The following is a 16192-nucleotide window of genomic DNA, read 5'->3' as shown; positions in this document are numbered from 1 at the left end:
TCTCTGCAGATAGACGTCTAGGTGTCTTATTTTCAAGCTGAAGAGTGCATACGATATCGGCCTCGGTCTCGTGTGCTCGGAGATGTGGATAAGATACAGGGCCGACGGGGCCGGCCGGGCCGGAGGGGAGGCCGGGGCCGCCGGCGCCGGCGCAGACAGTGCCGGGCACGGCCCCGGGCCCGCCCCGATCACAGTCGTCGTCCTGGAACCCAGCTGCGCCGCCACCCTCCGCACCGACCTCCCCCACCTCCTCCCCGACGACCCCCGCGCGGCCGCCCTCGCCGGCTCCGTACGGACCCTGGCCGAGACCCTGGAACAGCACGCGCCGCAGTGGCGCCCGCCGCGCCTCGACCGCCCGGTGGTCGGCCAGACCCACTGCCACCAGCACGCCGTCCTGGGCGACGCGGCGGAACGCCGGCTGCGCGAACGGGCCGGGCTGACCGGGGAGCTGACCGGCGGCTGCTGCGGCCTCGCGGGCAACTTCGGCTTCGAGCCGGGGCACTACGAGGTCTCGGTGGCCTGCGCCGAGGAACAGCTCCTGCCGGCGCTGCGCACAGCCGCCCCGAACGCGGCCGTCCTCGCGGACGGCTTCTCCTGCCGCACCCAGATCGCCGGCCTGTCGAACCACCGTGCCCAACACCTGGCAGAACTACTGGCCGAGGCCCTGAACTGACCGCCCCGGCCCTGGCTCCGGGCCGGACCCCGGCCCTGGCACCGGCACCGGCTCCGGCCTTGGCCCCGGCTGCGGGCCGGGCTCCGGCTCCGGCCCTGGCCCTGGCTCCGGCCCTGGCTCCGACCCCGGCCCGGGCTCCGGCCTGGCCCTGGCCCTGGCCCGGGCTCCGACCCCGGCCCGGTCCCCGGCTCCGGCCCTGGCCCCGGCTCCGGCCCGGCCCTGGCCCCGCCTCCGCCTCCGGCCCCGATACCGGCCCGGCCGGCCACCGGCGGAGGACCCCGCGGCCCCGGCCTCGCCCCCAAGGGCCGCGGCCTACGCCGCTCACGCGGAGAGCTGTAAGGGAAAACACGGGTGCATGCTCCTTACCGTGGGCTTACCCTGGCGGAATGACCCGCTCCGCGCCGTCCGCCGCCCCCAGCGCACCCGCCGCCGGCGCCTCCGCCACCCCGACCGCGGCCGGCGCCACCCTGGCCCCCGGCGCAACCACCCCGACCGCCGCCGCAACCGCCCCGCCCTCCCGGCGACGCCTCGGCCCCGTGGGCCTGGTCCTCGCCGCCGGCGTGTCCGTGCAGTTCGGTGCCGCGCTCGCCGTGCTGATCATGCCCCGCGCCGGAGCCATGGGCGTGGTGACGCTGCGGCTCGTCGCGGCCGCCGTCGTCCTGCTGCTGGTCTGCCGCCCCACGGTGCGTGGCTACTCGCGCGGGGACTGGGCCACGGTCGCCGTGTTCGGCGCAGCCATGGCCGCGATGAACGGCTTCTTCTACCAGGCCGTGGACCGCATCCCCCTCGGCGCCGCGGTCACCTTGGAGGTGCTCGGCCCGCTGGCCCTGTCGGTGATCGCCTCGCGCCGGCTGGTGAACCTGCTCTGGGCCGGGCTCGCACTGGCCGGTGTCGCGCTGCTGTCCGGGCACGGTGGCGGTTTCGGCTCGCTCGACCTGGTCGGCGCGGCCTTCGCGGTGGGCGCGGGCGCGATGTGGGCGGCGTACATCGTCTTCAGCGCCCGCACCGGCCGCCGCTTCCCGCAGGCCGACGGGCTGGCCCTGGCGATGGCGGTGGCGGCGGTGCTCACGCTGCCGCTCGGCATCGCGGAGGCGGGCGCGGAACTGCTGGTCCCGAGCACGCTGGCGCTGGGTGTGGGAGTGGCCGTGCTGTCGTCCGTCCTGCCGTACACGCTGGAACTCCTGGCGCTGCGCACGATGCCCGCACCCACCTTCGCGATCCTCATGAGCCTGGAGCCGGCCATCGCGGGCACCGCCGGCTTCCTGCTCCTGCACCAGACCCTGTCCGCCACGGACGCCCTCGCGATCGCCCTGGTCATCGCCGCGAGCATGGGCGCGGTCCGCTCCCAGAAGCCCCGCGAGCCCCGCGACACGCCGTAGGGCCCGTCCGCCCGTCCGGCTTGTCCCCCGACCCGCCCCGGGTGCGCGCACCACCGCACTGCTCCAGCATGGAGGGGCTGAGGGGAGTCCCCATGAGCACTCACACTCACCGAGTCGGTACGGACACCAGCGTGCTGGCCGACTGCCTGGAGGTCCCGGGCATCGGCTTCATACCGGTCAACGCCTTCGTCCTGCTCGCCCGGCAGCCCGTGGTCGTCGACACCGGGCTCGGTCTGCCCGACCGGGACTTCCTGGCCCGCCTCGGCGAGGTCATGGACCCCGCCGACGTGCGGTGGATCTGGCTGACCCACCCCGACCGCGACCACACCGGCGGCCTCTTCGCCCTGCTGGAGGCGGCGCCTAGGGCGCGGGTGGTGACCACGTTCCTGGGCGCGGGCGAGATGTCCACCGAGTGCCCGCTGCCGCTCGACCGCGTCCACCTGCTCAATCCCGGCCGGCGCCTCGACGTCGGCGATCGCACGCTGTACGCCTTCCGGCCGCCCCTGTTCGACAACCCGGCCACCGTCGGCTTCTACGACGAACGCACGCGCACCTGTTTCAGCTCCGACTGCTTCGGCGCCCCGCTGCCGACGCCCGAGCTCGCCACCGGCGCGGACGTGGGCGCGGTCGCCGCCGCCGACCTCAGGGGCGCACAGCTGCTGTGGGCCACGGTGGACAGCCCGTGGGTGCACGTGGCGGATCCCGCCAAGTACCTGGCCAACGTCAAGGCGCTGGAGGCACTGGACCCGGACGTGGTGCTGTCCACGCACCTCCCGCCGGCCTCCGGCGTGACCGCGACCCTGCTCGACACCATCGCCCGGGCGCCCGACGCCGATCCCTTCGTCGGCCCTGACCAGGCCGCTCTGGAGCAGATGCTGGCCGGCTTCCAGCCGGGCGGTCCGCCGCAGCCGTAGCGCCGACGAGGGTCGTCGCCCCCCCAACTCCTCACCCAGGGAAGGGACTTCCCGCCCTGGCCCGATCCGTCCCGGTCGGCCGAAAAAATCATGCAAGCACGCTTGCTTGTTTTTCGGGGCGCTGCCAGTCTTCCCTCACGCCGTCACGCCCGCCGAGCGGTACGCGCTCACGCGCCCACTCCGCCGTGCCCGCGCCCCGAGGGGAGCACAGCTGTGCCCGATCCACTCGTACCGCCGTCCGCGCCCGCCCACCCGGCCCACCCGGCCCACCCGGTCCTCCCCGTCCTCCCCGTCCACGCCGACCTGCGCGCGGAGGGCGAGGAGCTCGACCGGCTCGTGGCCGGGCTGCCGGCCGCCGCCTGGGCCGGGCCGACCCCCGCGCCCGGCTGGAGCATCGCCCACCAGATCGCCCACCTCGCCTGGACCGACCGGGCAGCGCTGCTCTCGCTCACCGACACCGACGCCTTCGCGGCGATGGTGGCCGAGGCCGTCCGCAGCCCCGACAGCTTCGTCGACGACGGGGCTGCCGAGGGCGCCGCCCTCCCGCCCGCCGAGCTGCTCGGCCGCTGGCGGACCGCGCGGCACGCCCTCGACGCCGCCCTGGCCGCGGCCTCGCCGGACGCCCGCTTCCCCTGGTACGGCCCGCCGATGAAGGCCGCCTCCATGGCCGGGGCCCGGCTGATGGAGACCTGGGCGCACGGCCAGGACGTGGCCGACGCGCTCGGCGTACGCCGGGCCCCGACCGCCCGGCTCCGGCACGTCGCCCGGATCGGCGTACGGGCCCGCGACTACGCCTTCTCCGTACGCGGACTGCCCGCGCCCGCCGAGGAGTTCCGCGTAGAGCTCACCGCCCCGCCCGGCACCGCCGCCGACGGCACCGATGACGGGACCAAGGGCGGCGCGGCCGTCTGGGCGTACGGTCCGCCGGACGCCGCCCAGCGGGTCACCGGCTCCGCCCTGGACTTCTGCCTGCTCGTCACCCGGCGCGCCCACCGCGCCGACCTCGCGGTCGAGGCCCGGGGCGCCGACGCCGACCGCTGGCTGGACATCGCCCAGGCCTTCGCCGGACCGCCCGGCACCGGACGGGAGCCCGGCCGAGCCCCCGGAGCGGGCCGGTGAGCCGGCAGCCGGACCCGCACCCGGCCCCGCAGCCCGCCCCGCCCCCGGCCGCACGGCCCGCCCCGCACCCGGCCCCGCAGCCCCGCCGACCACTCCGGATCGGCAACGCATCCGGCTTCTACGGAGACCGCTTCCAGGCCCTGCGCGAGATGCTGGAGGGCGGCCCGCTGGACGTCCTCACCGGCGACTACCTGGCCGAGCTGACCATGCTCATCCTGGGCCGCGACCGGCTGAAGGACCCCGGCCTCGGCTACGCCAGGACCTTCCTGCGCCAGCTGGAGGACACCCTCGGCCTCGCCCGTGAGCGGGGCGTGCGGATCGTGGCGAACGCCGGCGGGCTCAACCCGGCCGGACTGGCCGAAGCCGTCCGGGCGTTGGCGGCGAAGCTGGACGTGCCCGTGGCGGTCGCCCACGTCGAGGGCGACGACCTCATGCCGTACGGCAAGGGCGCGCTCACCGCGAACGCCTACCTCGGCGGGGCCGGCATCACCGCCTGCCTGCGCGCCGGCGCGGACGTCGTCGTCACCGGCCGGGTCACCGACGCGGCGCTGGTCTCCGGCCCCGCGGCCTGGTGGTTCGACTGGGCGGCCGACGACCACGACCGCCTCGCGGGCGCGGTGGTCGCCGGACACGTCCTGGAGTGCGGGACGCAGGCGACGGGCGGCAACTACGCGTTCTTCGGCCGGCACGACGTCCGCCGGCCCGGCTTCCCGCTCGCCGAGATCGAGTCCGACGGCTCGTCGGTGATCACCAAGCATCCCGGCACCGGCGGAGCGGTCACCGTCGGCACCGTCACCGCCCAACTGCTGTACGAGACCCAGGGCGCGCACTACCTCGGCCCGGACGTGACGGCCCGCCTGGACACCGTCCGGCTGCGCCAGGCCGGCCCGGACCGGGTCCGGATCGAGGGGGTCCGCGGCGAGGCCCCGCCGGACACCCTCAAGGTGGGAATCACCCGCCTGGGCGGCCACCGCAACGAGGTCACCTTCGTTCTGACCGGCCTGGACATCGAGGCCAAGGCCGACCTGGTCCGGGCCCAACTGGCCCCGGCGCTGGAGGGCGTGGCCCGCGCGGAGTGGACCCTCGCCCGCACCGACCACACCGACGCGGCGACGGAGGAGACGGCCAGTGCCCTGCTGCGGCTGGTGGTCCGCGACCCCGACCCCGACCGGGTGGGCCGGGCACTGACCTCGGCGGCGGTCGAACTGGCCCTGGCCAGCTACCCGGGCTTCCACGTCACCACCCCACCCGGCCCCGCCCAGCCGTACGGCGTCTTCGCCACCGCCCTGGTCCCGTCCACCACGGTCCCGCACACGGCAGTCCTTCCGGACGGATCCCGCATCCCGATCCCCACCACGCCACACCCGACCGCAATCCCTCCAGCCGGCGCCGCAACCATTCCAGCCCCGCCGGCGTTTGAGGCGCGGGGGTCCGGGGGCGGAGCCCCCGAAACCGGGCGCGGAGCGCCCGGCGGGGTCTGGGGCGCAGCCCCAGTAACGGGAAGGGGCGGGGAGGGGAAAGGCCCCGCAGGGACAACCCGCGCCCCCCTTGGCCGCATCGCCGGCGCCCGCAGCGGCGACAAGGGCGGCGACGCCAACATCGGCGTCTGGGCAGAGACCGACGAGGCCTACACCTGGCTCGCAGCCACCCTCACCACCGACACCCTCAAGGCCCTCCTCCCGGAGGCGGCAAGCCTCCCCCTCACCCGCCACGACCTACCCAACCTCAGAGCCCTGAACTTCACCCTCCCCGGCATCCTCGGCGACGGCGTCGCCTCCGCCCACCGCTTCGACCCGCAGGCCAAGGCCCTCGGCGAATGGCTGCGGGCCCGCCACCTCGACATCCCCGTCCACCTGCTCCCGGAACCGGAGGCCGGCCCATGACCCGGCTCACCACCGTCGTCGACCCGCGCGACCCCGACCACCTCGCCCACCGCGAGGCCGCCCTGGAGCGGCTGGCGGCGCTGGAGGCCGAGCACGCCAAGGCTCTGGCCGGCGGCGGCCCCAAGTACACCGACCGGCACCGCGCCCGCGGCAAACTCCTCGCCCGCGAACGCGTCGAGCTGCTCCTCGACCCCGACACGCCCTTCCTTGAGCTGTCCCCGCTCGCGGCCTGGGGCAGCGACTACCCGGTCGGCGCCTCCATGGTCACCGGCATCGGCACCGTCGAGGGCGTCGAGTGCCTGGTCACCGCCAACGACCCGACCGTACGCGGGGGCGCCAGCAACCCCTGGACCCTGAAGAAGGCCCTGCGCGCCAACGAGATCGCCCTCGCCAACCGGCTGCCCTGCGTCAGCCTGGTCGAGTCCGGCGGCGCCGACCTCCCCTCCCAGAAGGAGATCTTCATCCCGGGCGGGGCCGTCTTCCGCGACCTGACCCGGCTCTCCGCCGCCGGCATCCCCACCGTCGCCGTCGTCTTCGGCAACTCCACCGCCGGAGGCGCGTACATCCCGGGGATGTCCGACCACACCGTCATGATCAAGGACCGGTCGAAGGTGTTCCTCGGCGGCCCGCCCCTGGTCAAGATGGCCACCGGCGAGGAGAGCGACGACGAGTCGCTCGGCGGCGCCGACATGCACGCCCGCACCTCCGGCCTCGCCGACCACTACGCCTTGGACGAGCCGGACGCGATCCGCCAGGCCCGCCGGATCGTCGCCCGCCTCAACCACCGCAAGGCACACCCCGATCCGGGACCCGCCCCGGAGCCCCTGTACGACCCGGAGGAGCTCCTCGGCATCGTGCCCGCCGACCTCCGCACCCCCTTCGACCCCCGCGAGGTCATCGCCCGGATCGTGGACGCGTCGGACTTCGACGAGTTCAAGCCGCTCTACGGCACGAGCCTGGTCACCGGCTGGGCCGCCCTGCACGGCTACCCGATCGGCATCCTCGCCAACGCCCAGGGCGTGCTGTTCAGCGCCGAGTCCCAGAAAGCCGCCCAGTTCATCCAGCTCGCCAACCAGCGCGACATCCCCCTCCTCTTCCTCCACAACACCACCGGCTACATGGTCGGGAAGGAGTACGAGCAGGGCGGCATCGTCAAGCACGGCTCGATGATGATCAACGCGGTGTCCAACTCCCGGGTCCCGCACCTGTCCGTGCTGATCGGGGCCTCCTACGGCGCCGGCCACTACGGCATGTGCGGCCGCGCGTACGAGCCCCGCTTCCTGTTCGCCTGGCCCAGCGCCAAGTCCGCCGTCATGGGCCCCCAGCAGCTCGCCGGCGTGCTGTCGATCGTCGCCCGGCAGTCCGCCGCGGCCAAGGGGCAGCCGTACGACGAGGAGGGCGACGCCGGGATGCGGGCCTTCGTCGAGCAGCAGATCGAGTCCGAGTCACTTCCGATGTTCCTGTCCGGACGGATCTACGACGACGGGGTCATCGACCCGCGCGACACCCGTACCGTCCTCGGCCTGTGCCTGTCGGCCGTCCACAACGCTCCCGTCGAGGGCGCCCGCGGCGGCTTCGGCATCTTCCGGATGTGAGCCCCCACATGACCCAGACATCACCCGCCGCCCCGCCCCCGGCCCCCCTGACCTCCCTCCTCGTCGCCAACCGCGGGGAGATCGCCGTACGCGTCCTGCGCAGCGCCCGCGCGCTCGGCCTGGACACCGTCGCCGTGCACTCCGACCCCGACGCCGACGCCCTGCACGTGCGCGAGGCCGACGCCGCGGTCCGGCTGCCCGGTGCCGCGTCCGCCGAGACCTACCTGCGTGGCGACCTGATCATCGAGGCCGCCCTGGCCGCCGGGGCCGATGCCGTGCACCCCGGCTACGGCTTCCTCTCCGAGAGCCCCGAGTTCGCCCGGGCGGTCCGGGCCGCCGGCCTGGTCTGGGTCGGCCCGCCGCCCGAGGCGATCGAGGCCATGGCCTCCAAGACCCGCGCCAAGGAGCTCATGCGCGCCGCCGGCGTGCCCCTGCTGGACCCCGTGGACCCGGCCACCGCCACCGAGGCCGATCTTCCGCTGCTGCTCAAGGCCGCCGCGGGCGGCGGCGGCCGCGGCATGCGCGTCGTACGGGACCTCGACGCCCTCAAGGACGAGCTGGAGGCGGCCGCCGCCGAGGCCCGCTCCGCCTTCGGCGACGGCGAGGTCTTCGCCGAGCCCTACGTCGAACGCGGCCGCCACGTCGAGGTGCAGGTCCTCGCCGACGCCCACGGCACGGTCTGGGCCCTGGGCACCCGCGACTGCTCCCTCCAGCGCCGCCACCAGAAGGTGATCGAGGAGGCCCCGGCCCCCGGCCTGCCCGCGGCCCTGCGCACCGCCCTGCACGAGGCGGCGGTCGCCGCGGCCCGGGCGGTGTCCTACCGGGGGGCGGGCACCGTGGAGTTCCTCGTCACCGCCGACGGCCGGCCCTACTTCCTGGAGATGAACACCCGCCTCCAGGTGGAGCACCCCGTCACCGAGGAGGTCTTCGGCCTCGACCTGGTCGCCCTCCAGCTGCGCATCGCCGAAGGCACCCCGCTGCCTGCCGACCCGCCCACGCCCACCGGGCACGCCGTCGAGGCCCGCCTCTACGCCGAGGACCCGGCCCAGGACTGGCGCCCCCAGACCGGTGTCCTGCACACGCTGGACGTGCCCGGCCCGGTCCGGGTCGACTCCGGCTTCGTCGCCGGGGACACCGTGGCCGTCCACTACGACCCGCTGCTCGCCAAGGTCATCGCCCACGCGCCCACCCGCGCCGAAGCCGTCCGGGCCCTGGCCCGCGCCCTGTCCCGGGCCCGGATCCACGGCCTGACCACCAACCGCGACCTGCTCGTCCGCTCCCTGCGCCACCCCGACTTCGCGGCCGCCCGCGTCGACACCGGCTTCTACGACCGCCACCTCGCCACTCTCACCGGCCCGGCCCCCGACGCCGGTCTGGCCGCCCTGGCCGCGGCCCTCGCCGAGACCGTCCCGGCTCCCGGCGCCGCCCTCGCCGCCCGGCTCGGCGGCTGGCGCAACCTGCCCTCCCAGCCGCAGACCCGCAGCTACCGGGCCGCCGGCGCCGACACCCCGTACGAGGTGCGCTACCGGCACACCCGCCAGGGCCCCCTGCCCGAGGACCACCCCGGCGTTCGGGTGCTGGCCCTCGCCGCCGACCGGGTGGAGCTCGAAGTGGACGGCGTACAGCGCGTGTTCCACGTGAAACATAAATCGAACAAGGCCGAGGTCTACGTCGATGCGGCCGGCGGCGGCGCCCACACGCTGACCCCGCTGCCCCGGTTCACCGACCCCCAGGACCGCAGCGAACCCGGCTCCCTGCTCGCCCCCATGCCCGGCACCGTCGTCCGCGTCGCCGAAGGCCTCGCCCCCGGCGCCGCCGTCACCGCGGGCCAGCCCCTGCTCTGGCTGGAGGCCATGAAGATGGAACACCGCATCCTCGCGCCCGCCTCCGGCACGCTCACCGCGCTCCACGCCGCCCCCGGCCACCAGGTCGAGGTCGGCGCCCTGCTCGCCGTAGTCCAGGAGGAAACGCACCCATGAGCACGACCCCCGGCACCGAATCCGAAGAGCACACCGCCCTGCGCGCCGCCGTCGCCGCCCTCGGACAGCGCTACGGCCGCGACTACCTCGCCCGCGTCGCCCGCGAGGGCCGCCACCCCGACGAACTGTGGGCCGACGCCGCCAAGCTCGGCTACCTCGGGGTCAACCTGCCCGAGGAGTACGGCGGCGGAGGCGGCGGCATCGCCGAACTCTCCATCGTCCTGGAAGAGCTGGGTGCCGCCGGCTCCCCGCTGCTCATGCTCGTCGTCTCACCCGCCATCTGCGGCACCGTCATCGCCCGCTTCGGCACCGAGGAGCAGAAGCGCACCTGGCTGCCCGGCCTGGCCGACGGCAGCCGCACCATGGCCTTCGGCATCACCGAGCCGGACGCCGGCTCCAACTCCCACCGCATCACCACCACCGCCCGCCGCGAGGACGGCGGATGGCGGCTCACCGGGCGCAAGGTCTTCATCTCCGGCGTGGACATCGCCGACGCCACCCTGATCGTCGGCCGCACCGAGGACGCGCGCACGGGCCGCCTCAAGCCCTGCCTCTTCATCGTCCCGCGCGACGCCCCCGGCTTCACCCGCACCCCCATCGACATGGAGATCCAGGCCGCCGAGAAGCAGTTCGAACTCGTCCTGGACGACGTACGACTGCCCGCCGACGCCCTTGTCGGCGACGAGGACGCCGGGCTCCTGCAGCTCTTCGCCGGGCTCAACCCCGAACGCATCATGACCGCCGCCTTCGCCATCGGCATGGGCCGCTACGCCCTCGCCCGGGCCGTCGACTACGCCCGCACCCGGCAGGTGTGGAAGGAGCCCATCGGCGCCCACCAGGCCGTCGCCCACCCCCTCGCCCAGGCCCACATCGAGCTGGAGCTCGCCCGCCTGATGATGCAGAAGGCCGCCCACCTCTACGACAGCGGCGACGACATGGGCGCCGGCGAGGCCGCCAACATGGCCAAGTACGCTGCCGGCGAGGCCTGCGTGCGGGCGGTGGACCAGGCCGTCCACACGCTCGGCGGCAACGGCCTCACCCGCGAGTACGGACTGGGCGCCCTCGTCACCGCCTCCCGGGTGGCCCGGATCGCCCCCGTCAGCCGTGAGATGATCCTCAACTTCGTCTCGCACCAGACCCTCGGCCTGCCCAAGTCCTACTAGAACCGCCGGCCCGGGCGGCCGCCGCCGCACCGCCGCGGCGGCCGCCCCACCGGCCCGCAACCGCAAGGGAGGAACAGCAGTGGAGGTCGTCCAGGCCGCGCACGCGCACGGCATCACCACGCTCACGCTCGACTCACCGGCCAACCGCAACGCGCTCTCCGCCGCCCTCGTCGGCGAGCTGCGCGCCGCCCTGGCCCGGGCCGGGGCCGACCCGGAGGCCCGGGCCGTCGTCCTCACCCACACCGGGGGCACCTTCTGCGCCGGCGCGGACCTGAAGTCCCCCTGCGACCCCGCCGACTTCCTGGCCCTGCTGCGCGAGCTCACCGAACTGCCCAAGCCGGTCCTCGCCCGTGTCACCGGCCACGTCCGCGCCGGCGGCCTCGGCCTGCTGGGCGCCTGCGACCTCGCCGCCGCCGGGCCCGCCTCCACGTACGCCTTCACCGAGACCCACCTGGGCCTGGCCCCCGCCGTGATCTCCGCGCCGCTGCTGCCCCGCCTCGACCCCCGCGCGGCCGCCCGCTACTTCCTGACCGCCGAGCCCTTCGACGCCGCCGAAGCCACCCGCATCGGCCTGCTCACCCTGCACGCCGACGACGTCGACCAGGCCCTCGCCCCCGTCCTCGCCGGCCTGCGCAAGGCCGCCCCGAACGCCCTCGCCGAGACCAAGCGCCTGGTCACCGCCCCGGTCCGGGAGGCCCTCGCCCGGGACGGCGCGGCGCTGACCGAGCTGTCCGCGCGGGTGTTCGCCTCCGACGAGGCCCGCGAGGGCATCACCGCCCGCTTCGAGCGCCGGGACCCGTCATGGGCACGGTGACCGGACCCAAGCAGGCCCGCAGCCGCGTCACCCGCCGCCACCTGCTCGAAGCCGCCGTCTCCTGCCTCGCCGAACAGGGCTGGGCCGGCTCCACCGTCACCGTCGTCGCCGAACGCGCAGGCGTCTCCCGCGGCGCCGCCCAGTACCACTTCCCCACCCGCGAGGACCTCTTCACCGCAGCCGTCGAGTACGTCGCCGAAGAACGCTCCGCCGCCCTGCGGACCCTCTTCCAGACCCGGCCCGCCGCCCGCCCCGCCGTGGTCGAGGCCCTCGTGGACCTCTACACCGGAGCCCTCTTCCGGGCCGCGCTCCAACTGTGGGTCGCCGCCTCCAACGAGGAGCAGCTGCGCCCCCGGGTCACCGAACTCGAAGCCCGCGTCGGCCGCGAGACCCACCGCATCGCCGTCGAGCTGCTCGGCGCCGACGAATCCCGCCCCGGCGTCCGCGAGACCGTCCAGGGCCTCCTCGACATGGCCCGCGGCCTGGGCCTGGCCAACGTCCTCACCGACGACACCGCCCGCCGCGAGCGGGTCGTCGCCCAGTGGTCCCGGATCATCGACACCGCCCTGGCCGCCCCCTGACACACCGCCCTGGCCGCCCCCTGACACACAGCGAGGGCGCCGGCCCCCGCGGGGGCCGGCGCCCTCGTGCACCCCTCGCCGGCCTCAGCCGGCGATGTCGGCGATGTCGGCGTAGCCCTCGATGTCGCGCGGGTCCCGGCGGCCCGGCCCCACGTAGCGGGCCGACGGACGCACCAGGCGGCCCGTCCGCTTCTGCTCCAGGATGTGCGCCGACCAGCCCGCCGTCCGCGCGCAGGTGAACATCGACGTGAACATGTGCGCCGGGACCTCCGCGAAGTCCAGCATGATCGCGGCCCAGAACTCCACGTTCGTGGCCAGCACCCGGTCGGGACGGCGCGCGTGCAGCTCGGCCAGCGCGGCCTGCTCCAGCGCCGCCGCCACCTCGTAGCGCGGCGCGTTCAGCTCCTTCGCCGTACGGCGCAGCACCCGCGCCCGCGGGTCCTCGGCGCGGTAGACCCGGTGCCCGAAGCCCATCAGCCGCTCGCCCTTGTCCAGGGCCTTGCGCACGTACGCCTCGGCGTCGCCGGTGCGCTCGATCTCCTCGATCATGCCCAGCACCCGCGAGGGCGCCCCGCCGTGCAGCGGCCCCGACATGGCACCCACCGCACCCGACAGCGCGGCCGCGACGTCGGCACCCGTGGAGGCGATCACCCGGGCGGTGAACGTGCTGGCGTTCATGCCGTGCTCGGCCGCGGACGTCCAGTAGGCGTCGACCGCCTTGACGTGCCGCGGGTCCGGCTCACCGCGCCAGCGGATCATGAACCGCTCCACGACCGACTCGGCCTTGTCGATCTCGCGCTGCGGCACCATCGGCAGCCCCTGGCCGCGCGCGGACTGGGCGACGTACGACAGCGCCATGACGGCGGCCCGCGCCAGGTTGTCGCGGGCGGTGGCCTCGTCGATGTCCAGCAGCGGTTTCAGGCCCCACACCGGGGCGAGCATCGCCAGCGCGGACTGCACGTCCACCCGGATGTCCCCGGAGTGCACCGGGATCGGGAAGGGCTCGGCGGCCGGCAGGCCCGGGTTGAAGGCGCCGTCGACCAGCAGGCCCCAGACGTTGCCGAAGGACACGTGACCGACCAGGTCCTCGATGTCGACCCCGCGGTAGCGGAGGGCACCGCCTTCCTTATCCGGTTCGGCGATCTCGGTCTCGAACGCGACGACCCCTTCGAGACCGGGTACGAAGTCGGACATCAGGCGGCTCCTCAGATAGTGCGAACACGCGCGGCTCCCGGCGTGATTCGCGGTCCGGCGCGGTCATCACCGTTGATGCCCGGCACGGCCGTTGGTCACCCGCACGGGTGCCAGCGGACCGGCCCCAAGATTTTGTCCGTTCCGCTTGATGTGCGGAAGCGTGACATACGGCACACTCCTCAGGTCGGCCCTACGGCAGGATGGCGGGGTGACCGCCCACGACCTTGACCCCGCCGTCATGCGCAAGCAGTACCGCTCCGAGATCGTCACGGAGGACAGCCTCGCCGCGGACCCCATGGAGCAGTTCGCCCTGTGGTTCCGCCAGGCCGCCCACGCGCACGTCTTCGAGCCCAACGCCATGGTCGTCTCCACGGCGACCGCCGACGGCCGCCCCAGCACCCGTACGGTCCTGATGAAGCAGTTCGACCACCGGGGCTTCGTCTTCTACACCAACTACGCCTCCCGCAAGGGGCAGGAGATCGCGGAGAACCCGCACGTCTCCCTGCTCTTCCCCTGGCACCCCATCGCCCGCCAGGTCATCGTCGCGGGCACCGCCGCCCGCGTCGGCCGCGACGAGACCGCCGCGTACTTCCGCTCCCGCCCGCACGGCTCCCAGCTGGGCGCCTGGGCCAGCGCCCAGTCGCAGGTCATCGCCTCCCGCGAGGAACTGGACCGGCGCTACGCCGAGCTCGCCGAGCGCTACCCGGAGGGCGAGCAGGTCCCCGTCCCGCCGGAGTGGGGCGGCGTACGGATCGTCCCGCACGAGGTGGAGTTCTGGCAGGGCCACGAGAACCGCCTGCACGACCGCCTCCGCTACGTCCGCGACGGCGAGGAGTGGCGCATCGAGCGCCTGTGCCCGTAAGCGTCCGTGCCGTCTGCATTTCCGGGGAGGCTCCGGAAATGCAGACGACCCGCGGGCTGGGATCCTCTTCTGCAGTAAGAGGAGCCGGTCGGACGTACCGGCGAGCCCGCGGGTCGGGTGACTGCTAGGGATTGGGCCGGCGTCAGAAGCCGGCACCGCACTGGGTGCGTGCGACGACGGGCGCTAGCCCGCAGTCACCTCACGCGTCCGGAGTTCATACATTTCCGGGATCACCTCCTTTCAGTGTGCGGCCACTGTAGGCACGCCCCCGTGCGAGGTTCAACGGAATTACGGGGGGCACTCCGCAGCGTCCGCCGAGCGCCACGGACCGTTGCCGCCGGGCCGGTCCGCCGCCCGCGCGCAATCCCTTCCGACGGAATCACGGGAATGCCGTGTGGGGTGCGTCACGTTCCAGTTGAATGATCTGACGTGCCGCACACGCGAACGCCTGCAGGGGGTGCCAGGTGAGTGCTTCCGGACGTGGAGAGACCACCGACGATCTGCTCGCCGCACTGTTGGACGGGATGGACGCGGCACTGTGCGCGTTCGACGCCGACGGGGTCGTCACGCACTGGAACCGGGAGGCCGAGCGCATCCTGGGGTGGACCGCCGCCGAGGCGGTGGGGCGCAGAGGGTTCGCCGGATGGGCGGCGCGGGCCGCCGACGCCCAGGACGTCGAGAACCGGCTGATGGCCGCGCAGGACGTGCCGGGCCGGCAGGTGCACGAGTTCGCGCTGCTGACCAAGGACGGCGGCCGGGTGCTCGTACGCACCCAGTCGGCCGGGGTGCCGGGCGCGGACGGGAAGCCCGCCGGGGTGTACTGCGCCTTCAGCGAGGTGCACGCGCAGATCGACCTGGAGCGGTCCATCGCGCTCAGCGAGGCGCTCATGGACGACGCGTCGTGGGGCGTGGTGCTGGTCGACGTGGACCTGCGGCCCGCGGTGGTGAACACGCACGCGGCCCGGGCCTTCGGCATGGGGCGTACGGCGCTGCTCGGGCGGCCGCTGGGCGAGCTGCTGTCGCAGGGCGTGGAGGAGCTGGAGGGCGCGCTCCAGCACGTCCTGGCGGAGGGCGCGCCGCCCGCGCCGGTCGAGCTGTGGGTCTCGGTGCGCACGCCCGAGGGCGTACGGCGGCGGTGCTGGCGTTCCGGGTTCCTGCGGCTGGCCTCGCCCCTGGCGGAGGAGCCGGTGCCGCTGGGCGTGGGCTGGCTGTTCCAGGACATCACCGAGGCCCGGCAGGCGCAGCTGGACACGGCGCAGCTGCGCTTCCGGTCCAACCAGCTGCACCGGGCGGGCCGTGCCGCGGCCGAGTGCGAGGACCCGGCGGAGGCGACGGCGGTACGGCTGGAGTTCGCGCTGGCCGGGTTCGCCGACCACGCCTTCGTCGACGTGGTCGACGTGGTCGCCGGGGAGCGGCTGGTCCGGGTGGCCGCCTCGCCGTCCGGCGCGGCGGGGCCGGCGCGGCTGGTCCCGGGGCCGGGGGCGATCCCGGTGCGGTACGGGCCGGGGCACCCGGTGTTCCAGGCGCTGGACCGGATCGGGCCGGTCCGCACGAGCGTGCCGCGCGGCGAGGGCGAGGGCTGGGCGGGCGCGCGCCAGTGGCCGCCGGGCACGGCGCACGCGCTGTGCACGGTGCTGCGCAGCCGCGGCCGGACGCTGGGCGCCCTGACCTTCCTGCGCGGCCCGTACCGCCAGGCTTTCGACCGCGCGGACGCGGCGTACGCGGAGGAGGTCGCGGCCCGGGTCGCGGAGGACGTCGCCCTGGCGGCCCTGTCGGGCGGCACGGGCGACGCGGAGGGCGCGAGCGGGCCGTACCGCTGACCGCCCGGGGTGTCACCCGGGGCGCGCCCGGAGGGACGGTAGGCGCCAGGGGTTCTACCGCGGGGAGACCCGGCCCGGGGGCGGACCCCCGGGCCGGCACCCGCCGTGGATTACTGCGCAACGGGCCTCCCCCGGGGGCCCGTTGCGCATGCCGTCGGCCGGCTCTGGTTGACTGCGGGCCATGCTGGACATCGGATCGTTCGTGCTGGGTGTGTC

Annotated in this window: 12 protein-coding genes and 1 pseudogene; 12 read left to right on the top strand and 1 reads right to left on the bottom strand. The window is 74.9% G+C overall.

Annotation, left to right across the window (positions count from 1 at the left end; genetic code table 11):
• Nucleotides 1-193 precede the first annotated feature (193 nt).
• From GPJ59_RS21875 to GPJ59_RS21830, 10 genes and pseudogenes are all read left to right on the top strand, one after another.
• Nucleotides 194-673: pseudogene (locus GPJ59_RS21875) on the top strand (FAD-binding oxidoreductase); the annotation flags it as partial.
• A gap of 386 nt (nt 674-1059) precedes the next feature.
• Nucleotides 1060-2052, top strand: coding sequence for an EamA family transporter (locus GPJ59_RS21870; protein ID WP_219668931.1), 993 nt, complete (start codon nt 1060-1062; stop codon nt 2050-2052).
• Nucleotides 2053-2144: 92 nt separating this feature from the next.
• Nucleotides 2145-2966: an MBL fold metallo-hydrolase gene (locus GPJ59_RS21865; RefSeq protein WP_219668930.1), complete on the top strand. Its 822-nt coding sequence runs from the start codon at nt 2145-2147 to the stop codon at nt 2964-2966.
• Between the two features lie 303 nt (nt 2967-3269).
• On the top strand, nt 3270-4085 hold the full coding sequence (locus tag GPJ59_RS21860; RefSeq protein ID WP_258024732.1) for a TIGR03084 family metal-binding protein: 816 nt from the start codon (nt 3270-3272) through the stop codon (nt 4083-4085).
• A gap of 149 nt (nt 4086-4234) precedes the next feature.
• Nucleotides 4235-5968 (top strand): acyclic terpene utilization AtuA family protein, encoded by a 1734-nt coding sequence (locus tag GPJ59_RS21855; protein ID WP_374200879.1) that lies wholly within the window; start codon nt 4235-4237, stop codon nt 5966-5968.
• Nucleotides 5965-7563, top strand: coding sequence for an acyl-CoA carboxylase subunit beta (locus GPJ59_RS21850; protein ID WP_219668927.1), 1599 nt, complete (start codon nt 5965-5967; stop codon nt 7561-7563). The genes GPJ59_RS21855 and GPJ59_RS21850 overlap by 4 nt, the downstream gene beginning before the upstream one ends.
• Before the next feature lie 8 nt (nt 7564-7571).
• A complete protein-coding gene (locus GPJ59_RS21845; RefSeq protein ID WP_219668926.1) occupies nt 7572-9542 on the top strand; it encodes an ATP-binding protein in 1971 nt (656 codons plus the stop codon).
• A complete protein-coding gene (locus GPJ59_RS21840; protein WP_219668925.1) occupies nt 9539-10705 on the top strand; it encodes an acyl-CoA dehydrogenase family protein in 1167 nt (388 codons plus the stop codon). The genes GPJ59_RS21845 and GPJ59_RS21840 overlap by 4 nt, the downstream gene beginning before the upstream one ends.
• Nucleotides 10706-10784: 79 nt before the next feature.
• Nucleotides 10785-11519, top strand: coding sequence for an enoyl-CoA hydratase family protein (locus GPJ59_RS21835; RefSeq protein WP_219668924.1), 735 nt, complete (start codon nt 10785-10787; stop codon nt 11517-11519).
• Complete coding sequence (locus GPJ59_RS21830) at nt 11507-12100, top strand: TetR/AcrR family transcriptional regulator (protein WP_219668923.1); 594 nt, start codon at nt 11507-11509, stop codon at nt 12098-12100. Before GPJ59_RS21835 ends, GPJ59_RS21830 begins: the two co-directional genes overlap by 13 nt.
• An 84-nt stretch (nt 12101-12184) precedes the next feature.
• Here GPJ59_RS21830 and GPJ59_RS21825 read toward each other — a convergent pair whose 3' ends face one another.
• The gene (locus GPJ59_RS21825; protein ID WP_219668922.1) at nt 12185-13294 is read right to left on the bottom strand and encodes a citrate synthase 2; all 1110 of its coding nucleotides are present in this window, start codon (nt 13292-13294) and stop codon (nt 12185-12187) included.
• A gap of 238 nt (nt 13295-13532) precedes the next feature.
• On the opposite strand from GPJ59_RS21825, the gene pdxH reads away from it, so the two are divergent.
• Complete coding sequence (gene pdxH, locus GPJ59_RS21820; RefSeq protein WP_258024731.1) at nt 13533-14156, top strand: pyridoxamine 5'-phosphate oxidase; 624 nt, start codon at nt 13533-13535, stop codon at nt 14154-14156.
• Nucleotides 14157-14620: 464 nt separating this feature from the next.
• Nucleotides 14621-15976: a PAS domain-containing protein gene (locus GPJ59_RS21815; protein WP_219668920.1), complete on the top strand. Its 1356-nt coding sequence runs from the start codon at nt 14621-14623 to the stop codon at nt 15974-15976.
• Nucleotides 15977-16192: the final 216 nt, after the last annotated feature.

Origin of the sequence: Streptomyces bambusae (assembly GCF_019400985.1) — a bacterium.
GTDB lineage: Bacteria > Actinomycetota > Actinomycetes > Streptomycetales > Streptomycetaceae > Streptomyces > Streptomyces bambusae_A.
Note: the sequence above shows the minus strand (reverse complement) of the source record. Positions and strands in the feature narration are given on the sequence as shown.

What these genes read in the sequence shown, in the direction of transcription:
- GPJ59_RS21870 (WP_219668931.1), top strand. Translation starts at nt 1,060, where the DNA reads ATGACCCGCTCCGCGCCGTCCGCCGCCCCCAGCGCACCCGCCGCCGGC.
- GPJ59_RS21865 (WP_219668930.1), top strand. Translation starts at nt 2,145, where the DNA reads ATGAGCACTCACACTCACCGAGTCGGTACGGACACCAGCGTGCTGGCC.
- GPJ59_RS21855 (WP_374200879.1), top strand. Translation starts at nt 4,235, where the DNA reads ATGCTGGAGGGCGGCCCGCTGGACGTCCTCACCGGCGACTACCTGGCC.
- GPJ59_RS21850 (WP_219668927.1), top strand. Translation starts at nt 5,965, where the DNA reads ATGACCCGGCTCACCACCGTCGTCGACCCGCGCGACCCCGACCACCTC.
- GPJ59_RS21845 (WP_219668926.1), top strand. Translation starts at nt 7,572, where the DNA reads ATGACCCAGACATCACCCGCCGCCCCGCCCCCGGCCCCCCTGACCTCC.
- GPJ59_RS21840 (WP_219668925.1), top strand. Translation starts at nt 9,539, where the DNA reads ATGAGCACGACCCCCGGCACCGAATCCGAAGAGCACACCGCCCTGCGC.
- GPJ59_RS21830 (WP_219668923.1), top strand. Translation starts at nt 11,507, where the DNA reads ATGGGCACGGTGACCGGACCCAAGCAGGCCCGCAGCCGCGTCACCCGC.
- GPJ59_RS21825 (WP_219668922.1), bottom strand. Translation starts at nt 13,294, where the DNA reads ATGTCCGACTTCGTACCCGGTCTCGAAGGGGTCGTCGCGTTCGAGACC.
- pdxH (WP_258024731.1), top strand. Translation starts at nt 13,533, where the DNA reads ATGCGCAAGCAGTACCGCTCCGAGATCGTCACGGAGGACAGCCTCGCC.